Genomic DNA, 14,921 nt, shown 5'->3' with positions numbered 1-14,921 from the left:
TGGTTAACAGGCTGTAACCAAAACGTTCGCTGGCCACACTGCCTCTTCATTGAAACGAAGGAGGCCAAAATGGCAAAAGACAAAATACATCAAACAGTTCAAAGCACTCTGGACGAAGCCGCCGCCAATTTTGCGGCGATGATCACAGCCCAGGGATATTGCACTCACACCGTCGAAAACTATGCTCGCAACGCTCGGAGGTTTGCAGCCAAGCTCGAGTGTTCCGGTGTTCCGCTTATCATGTTGGATGACCAAACCGCAGAAGAACTGATCTCTCAGATCACAACACAAATTTGTGCGTCAGGTCGAAGCTACGTAAAGTACCAATTGGAACGGTTCCGGGACTATTTGATCGGTGAACACGGGGCGCCGCCGCGTGAACCGGAGCCAATCGACACGTCGCCCAGGGCAGTCCTAAAACGTGATTACGAATCCTATCTTCGCGTCCAGCGCGGCCTGTCAGAGGAAACCATCTACCATTGCCTGCGGTTCTTTGATCGGTTCCTGACTGCGAAGTTCGGCTCTGGCCTGGGTGACTTGAACACCATCAAGCCCGACGACATCACTGGGTTCATACTTTGGTTGCGCAAGGAACAAAACGCGCCGCGGGACAAGACAGGCCCGTCGCATCTTCGCAACCTCTTCCAGTTCCTGTTCTGGAGCGGAAAGACCGAGCGCAACTTGAGCGCCGCCGTGCCAAAGGCGCGCCAGCCCAAACCAACCGGCATTCCGCGATATCTTGAGCCGGAACAGGTCAATCGTCTCATCGAGGTGGTGCGCGGCCACAAGAAAACGGGCCGACGCAACTATGCGATGCTGATCGCCCGGCTTGGCCTTCGAGCGCCGGAAGTGACGGCCATCGAACTGGATGATATCGACTGGCGGGCCGGGGAAATCCTGATCCGTGGCAAGAGGCAATTGCACGACCGGATGCCAATGCCGGCCGAGGTTGGCGAGGCGATAGTCGATTACATCAAGAATGAGCGTCGTGGCCCGGATCGGGCGCTGTTTGTCTCCGTCAAACCGCCGTTCAAGAGGTTCAGGGACGCACAAATCCTCCGCTGGATATTGCGGGATGCCTATGACGCGACCGGCATCAGTCCGCCACAAGCCTATGTTGGTAGCCACATTCTACGACACAGCCTGGCCACCGACATGCTGCGAAAAGGTGCTTCGTTGGCCGAGATCGGGGATGTGCTGCGTCACCGGTCCCCGATGACCACGATGATCTATGCGCAGCATGATGTTGATGCCCTGCGCTCGATCTCGCGATCCTGGCCAACGGCGGAGGCAGTGCAATGAAAACACTGTCTCAACGACTTGATGAATATCTGGCCCTGCGGCGTTCGATGGGGTTTGATCTCTCTTTTGATGAACGGGTCCTGCGCAAGTTCGCCAACTTTGGCGATGAGAATGGGTTCGATCGGATCACGACGCCCTTGTTCCTCGACTGGAAAGCGAACTACGGCGGTGCGGACGCCAACACATGGTCTCGACGTCTTGGAATAGTGCGCAGGTTCGCCTTCTGGCTTGCAGAGCACGACGATCAGACTGAGGTTCCATCCATCCAGCTTGTCATCGGGCGCTATCGAAGACGCGTGCCATACATTTACGCGCCCAAGCAGATTGCATATATTGTTGCTGAGGCCGGTCGATTGCCGTCACCCTATGGTCTGCGTGCCGCAATGTGGCAGACCCTGTTCGGCTTGATCGCGGTAACGGGGATGCGCGTGAGCGAAGCCTTGTCGCTTGATCGGCAGGATGTCGATCTGGATCGGGCCGTGCTCACGCTCAGAAACACCAAAAACGGCAAGGACCGCCAGCTACCTGTCAAAGGGGACACCGTTGCCCAACTTGCCCACTATGCCGGATTGCGAGATCGGCTGGTTGCCCAGCAAGCCTCGCGGTTCTTCATCAAAGAAGACGGTCAACCGGCAGGAGATTGCGGGGCACGCTATAACTTCGCGCAGGTCAGCAGAAACATCGGCCTTCGGTCACCGCAAGCCTACAATCGCCACGGACTGGGGCCGCGCATCCATGATTTGCGGCACACATTTGCAGTTCACACCATCCTGGACTGGTTCCGCAATGGCCGGGACATCGAGGCCGAAATGTACAAGCTCAGTACCTATCTCGGCCATTCCGAACCCAAGCACACGTTCTGGTACATCGAGGCCGTACCCGAGCTGATGCAGTTGGCGGCGGAACGCGCCCAGCGACGGGTTGTGGAGGGCGCATCATGATCGCAACCTATCCCTTGCCCGTCTACCTGCAGCGGTTCTTCACTGAGCGGCTGTTGACCCAGATGCAGGCCAGCCCAAACACTATTGCCAGCTATCGCGACACCTTCCGTCTCTTGCTGAAATACGCGGAGGCGCAAACCAAGCTGCCGCCGACTGAACTGCACGTCGCCCACTTGGACGCCGACATCATCGGGCGTTTCCTGACGTTCTGCGAGGAGGAACGCGGCAACAGCGCGCGAAGCCGGAACACTCGCCTCGCGGCCATTCGCTCGTTCTTCAAATACGTCGCGGGCTGCGAGCCCCAGCTCCTGCACCATTGCCAGAAGGTGCTGGCGATGCCGTCCAAGCGGCACGAAAAACGCGTCGTGGACTTCTTGACCCGTGACGAAATGGAGGCCCTGCTGAAGGCGCCCGACCAATCGACCTGGTTTGGGCGGCGAGATCGGGTCCTGCTCCTCACAATGATCCAAACCGGCCTGCGTGTATCGGAGCTGATCGGCCTGCGCGTCAGGGATGTTGAACTCGGCACTGGGCCGCACCTGAGATGCATGGGCAAAGGCCGCAAGGAACGCGCGACGCCACTTCGGGCAGACAGTCGGGATGCTGTGAAAGCCTGGCTTGCCCAGATTGACGCCGAACCCAACGATCCTTTGTTTGCAACGATCCGAGGCGCGCCCTTGAGCCGAGACGCGGTTGAACGGATCGTTCGAAAGCACTCGGTCACCGTCGCCTTGACCAGTTCGACGTTCAGATTGAAGCGCGTCACGCCGCACGTCTTGCGCCACACCGCCGCAATGCAACTTCTGCAGAGCGGTGTGGACCGAACGATCATCGCGCTCTGGCTAGGCCATGAATCGATTGAGACGACGCAGGTTTATATCCATGCCGATATCGAACTGAAGGAACGAGCGATGGCGCTGACAAAGCCGATCGACAGCACAGGCGGACGCTATCGACCGGGAGATGAACTGCTCGCCTTCCTGGAAGCGCTCTGAATTATGCCGACATGCCGCGCCGCTCTTCTCGCTGAACAACAGGTTATGAGGATCGGCGCGGCATAATCCAAACCGCGGCATTATGGCCGAGTTCGTGAGCCCAGACCCCGTAGAAATGCAGCGGGTTCTCGAAGAGCGCAAGTTCCGGCATGTAGATCTTGTCGACGGCGGGCATGTAATAGGCCTCGCGCCCGGTGAAGGTCACCTCAGCCTCGATCGCCTCGAAGAACGCCTGCATGTGCGGGATCGGCTTGCTCTTCGGTCGAACCTCGATCTCGCGGGGTTTCGGATGAAACGTCTCGGGCAGACCATCTATCTGGCCAGCGTTGAACACCCGGTAGGATTTCATGAAGGGGATGGCTTTGGCGTCGTCGGTTTCAGTGTCGTTATCGTGGACACCTTCTTCGCACCGCCGTTTGGCGGTCCCGTAGTAGACGACAACCGAGGATTTCGAACCCTTCAGAACCTTCGCGTCCAATTCGTTCGCCTGCCTGAGGGTCATCCAGTATGGCGAGGTGTAACCAACCATCATGGTGCGCATGGTGAGCAGGAAGTTGTTGATGCCCTGGTAGGGCTCGCCGTTCTGCCTGAGCGGCACCGAGCTGCCGCCGACCTGCCAGGGTTTGCGCCACGGCAATACGCCCCGGTCTATGATGCCGATGAGCTCGTCGGTGATCGACGCCGCAACGTCGAACCTGGGCTTCGTGGATTTGGCCATTGTTAATCTCCGATTTTGAGGGGACACGCGGCAACCGCGCGCGGATCGGAGAAACGTTGGGGGTAGAATTCACTTATGGTCGGCGGGGTCCATCCGGAACCCCGCCAGACCTCTTTCCCGCCTGCTCCGAATCCGACAAAACCCAGAGCTCGCTTTCACTTTCTGAAGGCACCACGACCGCCACGCTGCAGTCTCCCTTCAGAAAACTGTCACGCTTTAGTGCCGCCCCAAGTGCTCGTTTAGGCCACCTTTTGTTCGAAAGCGACGGGGCTTTGCCAGCCCAGTGCTGAGCGGCGTCGGCGTGGATTGTAGAAGCTGTTGATGTATTCGGAGATCGCCATCTCGGCCTGTCTTCGCGTGGGGGAACGCCGCTCCCTTGGATGCCGCCGCAGGTATCGTAGCCGGCGATCCGTGCCTAAAAAACGCCGGCGGTTCGGGTGATGGGTTACGCTGAATGCAGTCGACACATCGCGAGCAAGGCGTCACCTCGTCTCCAGCCGATACTTGAGGAACGTCGCGCCATCGTGTTCGATCTTGCCAACGAACGTCGCGCCCAGCCGGTCGAGCGCGGCGAGGTTCCGGCGCGATGGCGACAGCAGGAAGGTGACGAAGGGAATGCGCGTATCGCCCCGGGCGAAAGCGACGGCCTTGCGGGTGATCCGCGCGCCGAGGCCGAAGGCCGCGGGCATCAGGACCAGGCCGAAATCCCATTCGTCGCCCTCCTTCTGGAATCCGCCCCAGCCCACATAGCGATCATCGGCAAGGATTGCCCAATGCCCCAGCCCGTCGCTGCGCCAGCGCTCCTCCTTGGCTGCGACGAATTTCGCGGCAACCTCGTGGGTCCACGCGCCCTTCAGCAGCGGCATGTGCTCGGCCACGCGCGGGTCCGACATATGCGCGACCAGCGTATCCGGCCCAATGTCCGGCAAGCGCCCAAATGTGATCCGGGGCGAGCCTTTTTGCGCCATGCCGACGCTCTCCTTGCAACGGGTTTCGACATCGTAGCACATGGCGGCGGCTTCCTGGCTTAAGCCGACCTCCTTTCCCGCACGGAGCTGATTTCCATTCGGCCTGCCAACGCGCCGTTGCGGCGGCGCAGGAACTCGACCAGACGGTCGCCGTAATCACCGGCGACGGCATCGCGCGCCGTCGGTCGGGCCGCCAACGCCACACGCCAGGCTGGAACCTTGACGAGCCCGTCGAAGAAGCCGAAATCCCCGATGCGCTCGAAGGTGTCGAAATAGCGGAACACCGGAGCGAAGACCGCGTCGACAAGGCTGAAGCGTTCGCCCGCGAACCACGGACCTTGGCCAAGATGGTCTTCGAGGAGGCGGAAACGGGCATGCAGCGCCTCGGCCTTGGCATCGAGCGTAGCATCGTCCGGCGCGGCGTAGAATCCAGCGATGTCGTTCAGCACCTCCGACCCGAAGCCAACCCAGGCGCGGTGCCGCGCCCGTTCGACCGGATCGGCGGGATGCAGCGGGTTGGGCTGTGTTTCCTCAAGATATTCGAGGATCGCCGCGGATTCGAAGAGCGCCGCGGCAGCCACCTTCAGGACTGGCGTGCGGCCCATTGGCGAAATCGCCAGAAACCAGTCCGGCTTGTTGGCCAGATCAATGGTGACACGGTCATGCACGACGCCCTTTTCTGCAAGGGCGATTGCGATGCGCTGGACATAAGGGCAAAGCGCGTGGCTTACGAGGGTGATGGGTTCAGACATGGTTTTTCCCTTCATGGTTTGTTGCGCGGGCCACCCACCGGGGGACGGGAAGCGGACAGCCCGCGCCGATCAACCGTCTGTTTTTGCACGGACGACGACAGTTCCTTTCATGTGCGGGTGAAACCCGCAGATGTAGTGATGCTCACCAGGTGAATCGAATGTGATCCGGCTTTGGCCATCCTGTTCGATGCTGCCGGTATCCCAGCCGCCAAGCGCGGTGGCCGTATGCGGTGCGACATCGCCGTTGATCCAAGTCACACTGTCGCCGACGAGGAGCTCGATTTCAGGCGGATCGAAGGCGAAACGCTCGATTCGCACCGTGACCTCATGCGTGCCGTCATGAGCCCGAAGAATGCCGGGGAGTCCGGCCAGGGCCATCGCGGTGCCAAGCCCCTGACCTAACCGCCTCCGCGTGAGCCGTGTCAGCCCGCGCATTGCAGACCCGACACCATATTCTCCGCATGTGCTTCATGTGCGCGGAAGGTGACGAGCGCATCCCCCAGCAGAGCCTTCAGAGGTTCGACTGTGACGGCGGGGATGAAGTCCTCGGCGACCGTCTTGTTCACGACCTGATGGTAGCCGAGTTCGTTCGTCGCATAAGCACAGTCGAAGGCCGCGCCCGACAGACCCGCCAGTTCGGCACGCTTTGCCGCCGCCCCCTCGACCAGCGCCTGAGACAGCGCGTTGTCCTGCGGGGTGACATTGAGTTCCGCGATCAACGCGCCTGCCGCTTTGTTCACCGCCGAATGATCGCGGATCATGGTCTGGGCAAATTCGCGCACCGCGTCGTTTTCGGACACAGCCAACGCCAGATGGGCATACCGGATGTCGAGCTGACCCGCCGTATAGGCGGTATGCGCGATCTCGAGATCGTTCATCGCCTCGCCGGCCTGCGCAACAACACCGGTCGCCGACATGGCAAGGCCGATCATGAGTGTAAGGGTTTTCATCGTGTCATCTCCTTGGTTTGGTTTCGGTGACGCCAGATGACACTAAAGAAGATGGACCATGAATGCCGGAGCGTTCGGAATAAATGCCCGATCGTCCGGCTGTATGGACGACTCCGATTCCAGTGATAAACTTGCATTCATGTTTGACCTGCTCAGCGATATCCTCACCCGCCTCTCGCTCCGCGGTACGCTTTACTTCCGCACGAGCTTCACTGAACCTTGGGGTGTGCGTGTCCCGCCTTTCCGCGACGTGGCGCGCTTTCACTTCGCGCACCGGGGCGAGGCGCTTGTCCGGGTGGCGGGTGTGCCGGTGCCAGTGCATCTTGCCCAGGGCGATCTGATCGTGATCCCCCATGGCACCGCTCATATCCTGTCGTGCCGCCATACCGGCCCGGACGACGCGTTGCCGCTTGACGACATCCTGTCGCGCGCCGATTTTCCGGGTCATGGCACATTGGTCTGGGGCGGCGACGAAAGTCCCCGCGACACGCAACTGATCTGCGGGCATTTCGCCCTGGCCGAGGGCTCGAAGCACCTGCTGTTCGACCAGCTGCCCCCTTTCATTCATCTGCGGGGCTACGGCGAGGAGGCGGGCCCATGGCTTGAGGCTACGCTGCGGGTGATCGGCGCCGAGGCGGGCGGCGCGCGGCTGGGCGGCGACCTGATCGCGCTCAAGATGTCCGAGGCGATCTTCGCCCAGGCGATCCGTTCCTATATCGAGCAGGCGCGCGAGGTCGATTGCGGCGTGGCGGGCTTTGCGGACCCGCACCTCGCCCGTGCGCTCACCGCCTTTCACCGGAACCCCACTTCAAACTGGACCGTGGCGGCGCTTGCCCGCGAGGCGGGGCTTTCGCGCACCGGCTTCGCCGAACGGTTCACGGCACGGATCGGCGCAACCCCAATGAGCTACGTGACATCCTGGCGGATGCAGATCGCACGCGAAGCGATCAGTGCGCGCGGACTCAGCGTGGCCGAGGCAGCGGAAGTGTCTGGTTACGCCTCGGAATCGGCCTTCAGCCGGGTGTTCAAGAAAGAGATCGGCCTTTCGCCCGCTGCGTTCCGGCAGGGCGGCATGGAATCGCACGCCGCGTGACAAGTCGTCCGAATATGCGGACGATCTGAGAGGTTTCTCGGACTTTCAGGAATTCGCCGTCCTGATCGGGTCGGATAGGTAGGTGGCACGGCGGACAGACCGCCGCCCCTGTAACCTCTTCAAGGACCTCACACCATGCGCTTTGTCACCAAGACCATCCATGCCAGGCTCGACTATCCCGTCGCGCTTGCGCTCATCGCCCTGCCGTTCCTGATCGGGCTCGGCGCCACGCATCCCCTCGCGCTCACCATCTCGCCCATCGTCGGCGTCGCGGCCCTGCTCCTGACGGTCTTCACAGACCACCACCTCGGGCTGATCCGCGTGCTGCCGTACAAGCTGCATCTCGCCGTCGATCTGGGCGTGGGCGTGCTGTTCCTGATCCTGCCCTTCGCGCTCGGGTTCTCCGGGCTCGACGCGGCTTACTACTGGCTGAACGGCGCGGCGGTCGTGACGGTCATCGCCCTGTCGAAACCCGAAACTGGCCTGGCCACTGCCTGAGCCCCCAAAACCGAGAAAGGAAATATTCCATGGCACGTATCACCCAGATTTCCGACTCCGTCGCCGCCCCCGAGGCCGCCACTCTGTTCACCGCGATCAAGGGCAAGCTCGGTATGGTGCCGAACCTCTACCGCGTCGCGGCAAACCAGCCCGCTGTGCTTGGCGGCCTGCTTGGCCTCAACGAGGCGCTTGCTGGCGGCAGTTTCGACGCCCGCACCCGCGAGGCGATAGCGCTTGCCGTCGCCGGGGCCAATAGCTGCGACTACTGCGCCTCCGCCCATGCCGCGATCTCGGCCGGGCTGAATGTCGCGCCTGGCGACGTCGACGCTCATCTCGCCGGCCGCTCCGACGATCCGCGCATCGCGGCAATCCTGCGACTGGCGCTGGCCATGGTGCAGGCGCGCGGTCTGGTGACGGATGCCGACCTGACCACGGCCCGCGATGCCGGGCTATCGGATTCCGACATCGTCGAAACCGTCGCGAACGTGGTGGCGAACATCTTCACCAACTACCTCAACCACGTCGCCGAAACCGACATCGACTTCCCCGCCCGCAAAGCTCGCGCCGCCTGAGTGAACCGGCCTGTCGGTTCTCCGGCGGGCCGGTCGAGAATAAGCAAACCACGCAGTGGGAGATTTCCGCCCATGAAACGCGATGCCGAGGTGTCCAGCCCTCATGTTCCGACACGTGCCGACCGGAAAGGCCGCGCGCCCGCAACGGCCCCGGATGATGATCCGATCATCGTGCGACCGTTCGAACCGGATGATGCGGCGGCGGTGCGCGCGCTTTTCATCGCGGTGAACAGGCTGATGGCACCGCGTCACATGGCGGAACAATTCGAGGCCTACATTGCCACTGCGCTGCGAGAGGAGATCGACAATATCGCGCGCTACTATGCCGCGCGCGGTGGACAGTTCTTCGTCGCCTCCGCAGCGGGCGGACTGGTCGGCATGTTCGGTCTCGAACAGGCGGAACCCGGCGCGGCCGAGCTGCGCCGCATGTATGTCGATCCGCGGTTCCGGCGCCGCGGCATTGGGCGTGACTTGCTGGCCCGCGCCGAGACCGAGGCCCAAAAGGCCAGCTGCAAGCGGATGATCCTCAGCACGTCGGAGTTGCAAACGGCCGCACTCACCCTCTACCGAAACACCGGATATCGCAAGGTTCGGCAGGAGGTCGCGACGCGGGCAACCAACAAGACCCTCGGCGGGGCGATCCGTCGATTTCACTTCGAGAAGGCACTGCCCGGCATGGCGCGCTCGCCGCTGCCCGCGATCACCTGACATCCCGACAAGGAGGGAAACATGAACCACCCAGCCACATTTCACGCCGGCGAGATCGCGGTGCAGGATCGCGCCGACGTTCCGCCGCGGACGCGAGAGATGGCCTCGCGGGCGATGCGCGATGCCATGCCCGCGCAGCATCAGGAGTTCTTCGAGAGCCTGCCGCTGGTGTTCCTCGCACTTCTCGACCGGCGGGGCCGGCCCTGGGCGGTGCCGGTATCGGGAACGCCGGGATTCGCACGGGCGCTTTCCCCGAAACGACTTTCGCTGAGCCACACACCGGATCTTGCAGAGGACTTCGACACCGGTCCCGGCGCGGGTGTCGGTCTGATCGGCATCGATCTTGCAACGCGCCGCCGCAACAGGATGAATGGCCAGACCGCCTCTGGCGGCGAGGGCCTGATGATCTCCGTGGAACGGAGCTTCGGCAACTGCCCGAAATACATCCAGACCCGCGCCTTCGCGCCGGTACCGGCCGATCCACCGCCCCCTCGGCGGCGGCGAGTGCTGTTGGAGAGCGATCCTGTCCGCCGCATCGTTGCCGGCGCGGATACGTTCTTCATCGCCTCGCGCGGCGCGCGAGTTGCAGGGAACGCCACTGAAGGACTCGATGTCTCCCATCGCGGCGGGCGTCCCGGGTTCCTGGGCATCAACGAGGACGGCACGCTGTCCTTTCCCGATTTCTCCGGAAACCGGTACTTCAATACGCTCGGCAATATCGAGTCCGACGGCCGGGCGGGTCTGTTCGTGCCGGACTTCACCAGCGGTGCCGCGCTGTGCCTCACCGGCCGGGCGGCGATCGACTGGGCCCCTAACCGCGCCGCCGCCTTCGCGGGCGCTGAACGTATCGTGGATTTTCTGCCGGACGAGATCTGGCACGTGGAAGACGCGCTTCCGGCTGCCGCATGCCTGATCGAGGTCTGGCCGGACCTGAACCAGACCGGGAGATGGCAGGATGCGTATCCGCTCCGCACTTGAGGCAGATGTTCCGGCCATCGCGCAATTGGCGCGTGAACTGGCCAGCCATGTGGCCGATCTCGATCCGGGCGCCGAGACGGGCGCATTGCTTCGGTTCGGATTCGGCGAGGACCGATGGTTCGATTGCCTCGTGGCCGAAATCGGCACGGAGGTCGTGGGATTCGCCTCCTACGGCAAGCGCTTCGAAATTCATACACGATCCCGAAGGCTGTGGCTTGGCGATCTGGTGGTTATTGAGCCGTGCCGCAATCGCGGGATGTGGATCGGCATGCAAAATTGACCCCCGTTATGGGGTGATCGGCGTCCAAAAGTGACCCCCCTGACAATTGTGATCAGAAGCTTCCTCAAAAGGCATGAGGGAGCGGTCAGGGGATGTTGGTTGTGGAGACGATAGCGAAGATCAGGCGTGCGCATTTCATCGAAGGCAAACCGATCAAGCAGATCTGCCGCGAGCTTCGGGTATCGCGTAATACCGTTCGCAAGGTCATCCGATCGGGTGCAACCGAGTTCACCTATGACCGCGCGACGCAGCCCCGCCCGAAGATCGATCCCTGGCGTTCGGAGCTGGACGCGATGCTGGCCGAGAACGCCCGGCAGCCCAAGAGGGAACGCCTGACGCTCATCCGCATTTACGAGGAGCTTCGCAACCGCGGCTACGGCGGCGGTTACGATGCTGTGCGGCGCTACGCGGCCAGTTGGTCGAAGGCGACACAGGAGGCCTCGGCCTCTGCCTATGTGCCGCTGAGCTTCGATCCCGGCGAAGCCTACCAGTTCGACTGGAGCCATGAAGTCGTTCTGATCGATGGCGTGACCACGACGGTCAAAGTCGCCCATGTCCGTCTCTGCCACAGCCGGATGCCATACGTGCGTGCCTATCCGCGCGAGACGCAAGAGATGGTGTTCGACGCGCATGACAACGCGTTCGCCTTCTTCGGCGGCGCTTGCGCCCGGGGCATCTACGACAACATGAAGACGGCGGTGGATGCGATCTTCGTGGGAAAGGATCGGGCCTATAACCGCCGGTTCCAGCAAATGTGCGGGCACTACCTTGTCGACCCGGTGGCTTGCACCCCGGCATCGGGCTGGGAGAAGGGTCAGGTCGAGAACCAGGTCGGTGTCCTGCGGCGGCGGTTCTTCGTGCCGCGCCCCAAGTTCAAGTCCTATGCCGAGTTGAATGGCTGGCTGGAGGACCGCTGCGTGGCCTACGCCCGGACAAACACGCACCCGGAGATGCGGGACAAAACGATCTGGGAGGTGTTTGAGGAAGAGCGCCCAAGCCTGATCCCTTATGTCGGCCCCTTCGACGGATTCAACGCGGTTCCGGCATCTGTGTCCAAGACCTGCCTCGTGCGCTTCGACAAGAACCGTTACTCGGTCGATGCCCGTGCGGTTGGCCGGCCGGTCGAGATCAGAGCCTACGCAGATCGGCTGGAATGCTGGCAGGAGGGTCGGATCGTCGGGCGCCACGCGCGTGCCTTCGGGCGCAACAACACCGTCTACGATCCCCTGCATTACATACCCGTTCTGGCCCGCAAGCCCGGCGCTCTACGCAACGGCGCGCCGTTCAAGACATGGGAATTGCCGGTCGCGATCCGCCGCGTGCAGCGCAAGCTGGAACGCCAGCCCGGCGGTGACCGGCAGATTGTCGAGATCCTTGCCGCCGTGCTCATCGATGGCCTGGACGCCGTCGATGCTGCCTGTGCCGAGGCCCTGTCCCACAACGTCCATTCGGCGGGTGTCGTGCTGAACATCCTGGCCCGCCACCGCGAGCCGCCACCGCCCCTGACAATCGCAACCCCGGACGCGTTGCGGCTGGCCTGCGAGCCGAAAGCCGATTGCAACCGATATGACAGCCTTAGGAGACAAACGGATGGAACGCTCAGAAGTGCTGGACGCAATGGGCCAGCTAAAGCTCTACGGCATGAGGACAGCTTATGACGAGATCATCGGCACGGCGCTGAAGCGCCAGCATGAGCCGCAACAGATCATCGGGGATTTGCTGACCGCCGAGATCAGCGAGAAGCAGGCGCGATCGATCAAATACCAGATGACCATCGCCAAGCTGCCGCTCGCCAAGGAACTGGAGGAGTTCGACTTCGAGGCGACAGAGGTCAACGAGACCCTGATCCGCGATCTGGCCACCGGAGACTTCCTGGACCATCAGCGCAACCTCGTGCTGATCGGCGGCACCGGAACCGGCAAGACCCACCTCGCCGTCAGCGTCGCCCGGGCCTGCATCCGGGCTGGCCGCCGGGGCCGGTTCTTCAATGTCGTCGATCTGGTCAACAAGCTCGATGCAGAAGCCCGCGCCGAGCGGCAGGGCCGCACCGCCGACCTGATCTCTCGGCTCGACTTCCTGATCCTCGATGAACTCGGTTATCTACCCTTCGCCCAGACCGGCGGCCAGCTGTTGTTCCACCTGATCAGCAAGCTCTACGAACGCACCTCGGTAATCGTCACGACAAACCTGGCATTCGGCGAATGGCCGACCGTCTTTGGCGACGCCAAGATGACCACCGCACTCCTCGACCGTCTCACGCATCACTGCGAGATCGTCGAGACCGGCAACGAAAGCTGGCGCTTCAAAAACCGAGCGTAATACCAGGCTGCTACCACGCTGGCCCGGCGCCGCTGCGTTAATTGGAGACTACGCAGCTCCGGGCCAGCTCAGCACTAAGGGGGTCAATTTTGGACGCCGATAAGGGGTCAACATTGGATGCCGATTGACATCGCGGGATCGGCGACGCCCTTGTCGCGGCGCTGCGCAAGAGGGCGGAGGAGCTGGGATGCGATGCGATCGTGCTGGATCTGTGGGCTGAGAACGCATCCGCGCGGGCGTTCTATCGCCAGGTGGGCGCCGTGCCGGATTTGGAGTTGGAGGTGCATCTTATTCCGTCTGATGCATGAGAACTCAACGGCGCGGTCGTCGGCAGCATCTATTGTACCCTCGGCGTGCGTCTGGTCTTGCAAGAGCGGTAGGCAGTCCTTCGGGCAACGGCAGCAAAGACCCGCAATCTACCAGTTCGTGCCAAATGCAGCGAATTTCCGCAACGTCTATAGCTTGAAGAGCCAGGTAACGATAGGGGCGGGCCATTCTCGTTACCGCTCCGACCGACAGATACCTCCGCTACCACGGGCTCGCCAAACCACCTCTACCAATTTTCATGCCGGTGGTATGGCACCCTTCTTACGCGCCCGCTCGACCAAGTCCGCATAGCGCTGCCCGATACCAACTTCGGAGAAATGCCTGCACCAGGCGGCTAGGAAAGCCTTCTCGGGCTCAACTTCTTTCTGCTTCGAAAGGATCACAGCAATCCGGTAGGAATAGTACGGCGCGGGTGTCATGCCGGAGCGTTCCCATCCATCGAGTCCCTCGCTGACGATCTCCACCTGCTTGGCGAGGTCGTTGTCGTATTGTTTGATGCCGCCAGGGTCCTCGAGAACCGAAGGTGATCTGTCGGCCTCCAGTTCGGCCAACTTGCGCTGAATCGTTGCCTCGTCGTCCTCGATGAAATCGATCCTATTCGTTTTCTGCCTCGCGGCCGCCTGCTTCGCTGTGAGGGCAGGCATCGCGTTCATGCGCTCGATCAATTCATCGAGCTTCTCGAGTGCATTCTCATCCACTCTAGTGACAGGTTTCGATGGCGCTTTCTCAAAACCCAGATCCCGACGCTGCTTGGCCGGTGGCCACAGACCTGCGCAGTTCAAGATGACGTCGACCTCTCCGATCCGGGACTTCTTCAGTTCCACGGCAATTGGCATCCCCTCTGGAAAGCTCGCGACCTCGGCCGCCACATCGGCGGGCACATAGCCCAAGAAGACCCGTGACGTCGGCGCTTCGTGCGGACCAAGGATGCCGATCACCTGCATGGCGTTCTTGTCATACTTGTTGTCAGGCTCGGGGTTAAGCAATGCCCCGAAAGGCTCGCCCCGCTCGTCGGCTTGGGTTGCCAGTCGAAGAAACTCTCTTACTGTCTCCTTGCGATTGAAGTGACCCTGGACGTCGAACCATCCGCTTCCAATCTTCCACTGTACCCAATCGCCCGCGGGCGCATTGTCGCCAAACTCATGGACTTCCCAACCCATCGAAGCCGGAGCCCGCAATCCGCGTTGCTTGGCGCGGGAAGGCCCCTTGGGTTTTGCCACTTTGGTTGATGGCCGCGTCTCATCGTGATGCCGGTGTTGTCGGGTGGCCTTACTCGGCTTCCAAGCCCAGCTTCCGAGAATGACGAGGACGACACCGCCAACGATCCACCAGAACAAAAAGCTCACTCTCTTCCTCCATCCGAGAAGCGTCTTTCGACGAAGAACCGCATAATGACAGCCTAGCGCCGTACTTGGTACTGGCCACCTCAGCGTTCGGGCTGTTCCGACGTCGCCGGACTGCATTCTCCATTATCGTTGTCGGCTCGAAGCCATTCTCCGCACAAAGGTGAAATGAGCGGA

The 14,921-nt window shown here is 61.9% G+C and carries 17 protein-coding genes and 2 pseudogenes; 12 read left to right on the top strand and 7 right to left on the bottom strand.

Features of this window, described 5'->3' with window-relative positions; genetic code table 11:
* Positions 1 to 69: 69 nt before the first annotated feature.
* Genes C6Y53_RS20395 through C6Y53_RS20385 form a run of 3 tightly spaced genes read left to right on the top strand, consistent with a single transcriptional unit; the run spans position 70 to position 3,238 of the window.
* Positions 70 to 1,302, top strand: coding sequence for a tyrosine-type recombinase/integrase (locus C6Y53_RS20395; RefSeq protein WP_244615044.1), 1,233 nt, complete (start codon positions 70 to 72; stop codon positions 1,300 to 1,302).
* Complete coding sequence (locus C6Y53_RS20390; protein WP_149615757.1) at positions 1,299 to 2,243, top strand: tyrosine-type recombinase/integrase; 945 nt, start codon at positions 1,299 to 1,301, stop codon at positions 2,241 to 2,243. The genes C6Y53_RS20395 and C6Y53_RS20390 overlap by 4 nt, the downstream gene beginning before the upstream one ends.
* Positions 2,243 to 3,238 carry a tyrosine-type recombinase/integrase gene (locus C6Y53_RS20385; RefSeq protein ID WP_425300370.1) on the top strand — a complete coding sequence of 332 codons (996 nt, stop codon included), beginning with the start codon at positions 2,243 to 2,245 and terminating at the stop codon, positions 3,236 to 3,238. The genes C6Y53_RS20390 and C6Y53_RS20385 overlap by 1 nt, the downstream gene beginning before the upstream one ends.
* 82 nt (positions 3,239 to 3,320) lie before the next feature.
* Here C6Y53_RS20385 and C6Y53_RS20380 read toward each other — a convergent pair.
* From C6Y53_RS20380 to C6Y53_RS20355, 6 genes and pseudogenes are all read right to left on the bottom strand, one after another.
* Positions 3,321 to 3,956: pseudogene (locus C6Y53_RS20380) on the bottom strand (ArdC family protein); the annotation flags it as partial.
* A gap of 239 nt (positions 3,957 to 4,195) precedes the next feature.
* A pseudogene (locus tag C6Y53_RS20375) lies at positions 4,196 to 4,315 on the bottom strand (IS3 family transposase); the annotation flags it as partial.
* 123 nt (positions 4,316 to 4,438) lie between these two features.
* Entirely contained in the window at positions 4,439 to 4,924 is a 486-nt protein-coding gene (locus C6Y53_RS20370) for a GNAT family N-acetyltransferase (protein WP_211299573.1), read from the bottom strand.
* 59 nt (positions 4,925 to 4,983) lie between these two features.
* The gene (locus tag C6Y53_RS20365; RefSeq protein ID WP_149615754.1) at positions 4,984 to 5,676 is read right to left on the bottom strand and encodes a glutathione S-transferase family protein; all 693 of its coding nucleotides are present in this window, start codon (positions 5,674 to 5,676) and stop codon (positions 4,984 to 4,986) included.
* A 69-nt stretch (positions 5,677 to 5,745) separates the two neighbouring features.
* Positions 5,746 to 6,054, bottom strand: a complete 309-nt coding sequence (locus C6Y53_RS20360) for a cupredoxin domain-containing protein (protein ID WP_211299572.1) — start codon at positions 6,052 to 6,054, stop codon at positions 5,746 to 5,748.
* A gap of 44 nt (positions 6,055 to 6,098) precedes the next feature.
* Positions 6,099 to 6,608, bottom strand: coding sequence for a DUF4142 domain-containing protein (locus tag C6Y53_RS20355; protein ID WP_149615752.1), 510 nt, complete (start codon positions 6,606 to 6,608; stop codon positions 6,099 to 6,101).
* 157 nt (positions 6,609 to 6,765) lie between these two features.
* On the opposite strand from C6Y53_RS20355, the gene C6Y53_RS20350 reads away from it, so the two are divergent.
* The 9 genes from C6Y53_RS20350 to C6Y53_RS21505 all read left to right on the top strand — a co-directional run bounded on the left by C6Y53_RS20350 (position 6,766) and on the right by C6Y53_RS21505 (position 13,382).
* Complete coding sequence (locus tag C6Y53_RS20350) at positions 6,766 to 7,719, top strand: AraC family transcriptional regulator (protein ID WP_149615751.1); 954 nt, start codon at positions 6,766 to 6,768, stop codon at positions 7,717 to 7,719.
* Between the two features lie 135 nt (positions 7,720 to 7,854).
* Positions 7,855 to 8,217, top strand: a complete 363-nt coding sequence (locus C6Y53_RS20345; protein ID WP_149615750.1) for a hypothetical protein — start codon at positions 7,855 to 7,857, stop codon at positions 8,215 to 8,217.
* 29 nt (positions 8,218 to 8,246) lie between these two features.
* A complete protein-coding gene (locus C6Y53_RS20340; protein WP_149615749.1) occupies positions 8,247 to 8,789 on the top strand; it encodes a carboxymuconolactone decarboxylase family protein in 543 nt (180 codons plus the stop codon).
* 72 nt (positions 8,790 to 8,861) lie between these two features.
* A complete protein-coding gene (locus tag C6Y53_RS20335; RefSeq protein WP_149615748.1) occupies positions 8,862 to 9,497 on the top strand; it encodes a GNAT family N-acetyltransferase in 636 nt (211 codons plus the stop codon).
* Between the two features lie 21 nt (positions 9,498 to 9,518).
* Positions 9,519 to 10,475, top strand: coding sequence for a pyridoxamine 5'-phosphate oxidase family protein (locus C6Y53_RS20330; protein ID WP_149615747.1), 957 nt, complete (start codon positions 9,519 to 9,521; stop codon positions 10,473 to 10,475).
* Positions 10,453 to 10,755, top strand: coding sequence for a GNAT family N-acetyltransferase (locus C6Y53_RS20325; RefSeq protein ID WP_149615746.1), 303 nt, complete (start codon positions 10,453 to 10,455; stop codon positions 10,753 to 10,755). Before C6Y53_RS20330 ends, C6Y53_RS20325 begins: the two co-directional genes overlap by 23 nt.
* Positions 10,756 to 10,847: 92 nt before the next feature.
* Positions 10,848 to 12,413 (top strand): IS21 family transposase, encoded by a 1,566-nt coding sequence (gene istA, locus C6Y53_RS20320; protein ID WP_149615745.1) that lies wholly within the window; start codon positions 10,848 to 10,850, stop codon positions 12,411 to 12,413.
* Positions 12,346 to 13,074 (top strand): IS21-like element helper ATPase IstB, encoded by a 729-nt coding sequence (istB, locus tag C6Y53_RS20315; protein WP_149615744.1) that lies wholly within the window; start codon positions 12,346 to 12,348, stop codon positions 13,072 to 13,074. The genes istA and istB overlap by 68 nt, the downstream gene beginning before the upstream one ends.
* Before the next feature lie 137 nt (positions 13,075 to 13,211).
* A complete protein-coding gene (locus tag C6Y53_RS21505; RefSeq protein ID WP_149615789.1) occupies positions 13,212 to 13,382 on the top strand; it encodes a GNAT family N-acetyltransferase in 171 nt (56 codons plus the stop codon).
* A 255-nt stretch (positions 13,383 to 13,637) separates the two neighbouring features.
* Here the strand turns inward: C6Y53_RS21505 and C6Y53_RS20305 are convergent, their stop codons facing one another.
* On the bottom strand, positions 13,638 to 14,747 hold the full coding sequence (locus C6Y53_RS20305) for an HIRAN domain-containing protein (protein ID WP_149615743.1): 1,110 nt from the start codon (positions 14,745 to 14,747) through the stop codon (positions 13,638 to 13,640).
* Between the last annotated feature and the right edge of the window lie 174 nt (positions 14,748 to 14,921).

The organism is Pukyongiella litopenaei, from assembly GCF_003008555.2.
Taxonomy (GTDB): Bacteria; Pseudomonadota; Alphaproteobacteria; order Rhodobacterales; family Rhodobacteraceae; genus Pukyongiella; species Pukyongiella litopenaei.
Note: the sequence above shows the minus strand (reverse complement) of the source record. Positions and strands in the feature narration are given on the sequence as shown.

Bases quoted from the DNA above. Each gene is read 5' to 3' on its own strand.
- C6Y53_RS20395 (WP_244615044.1), top strand. From the start codon at position 70: ATGGCAAAAGACAAAATACATCAAACAGTTCAAAGCACTCTGGACGAA.
- C6Y53_RS20390 (WP_149615757.1), top strand. From the start codon at position 1,299: ATGAAAACACTGTCTCAACGACTTGATGAATATCTGGCCCTGCGGCGT.
- C6Y53_RS20370 (WP_211299573.1), bottom strand. From the start codon at position 4,924: ATGGCGCAAAAAGGCTCGCCCCGGATCACATTTGGGCGCTTGCCGGAC.
- C6Y53_RS20365 (WP_149615754.1), bottom strand. From the start codon at position 5,676: ATGTCTGAACCCATCACCCTCGTAAGCCACGCGCTTTGCCCTTATGTC.
- C6Y53_RS20360 (WP_211299572.1), bottom strand. From the start codon at position 6,054: ATGGCCCTGGCCGGACTCCCCGGCATTCTTCGGGCTCATGACGGCACG.
- C6Y53_RS20355 (WP_149615752.1), bottom strand. From the start codon at position 6,608: ATGATCGGCCTTGCCATGTCGGCGACCGGTGTTGTTGCGCAGGCCGGC.
- C6Y53_RS20350 (WP_149615751.1), top strand. From the start codon at position 6,766: ATGTTTGACCTGCTCAGCGATATCCTCACCCGCCTCTCGCTCCGCGGT.
- C6Y53_RS20345 (WP_149615750.1), top strand. From the start codon at position 7,855: ATGCGCTTTGTCACCAAGACCATCCATGCCAGGCTCGACTATCCCGTC.
- C6Y53_RS20340 (WP_149615749.1), top strand. From the start codon at position 8,247: ATGGCACGTATCACCCAGATTTCCGACTCCGTCGCCGCCCCCGAGGCC.
- C6Y53_RS20335 (WP_149615748.1), top strand. From the start codon at position 8,862: ATGAAACGCGATGCCGAGGTGTCCAGCCCTCATGTTCCGACACGTGCC.
- C6Y53_RS20330 (WP_149615747.1), top strand. From the start codon at position 9,519: ATGAACCACCCAGCCACATTTCACGCCGGCGAGATCGCGGTGCAGGAT.
- C6Y53_RS20325 (WP_149615746.1), top strand. From the start codon at position 10,453: ATGCGTATCCGCTCCGCACTTGAGGCAGATGTTCCGGCCATCGCGCAA.
- istA (WP_149615745.1), top strand. From the start codon at position 10,848: ATGTTGGTTGTGGAGACGATAGCGAAGATCAGGCGTGCGCATTTCATC.
- istB (WP_149615744.1), top strand. From the start codon at position 12,346: ATGGAACGCTCAGAAGTGCTGGACGCAATGGGCCAGCTAAAGCTCTAC.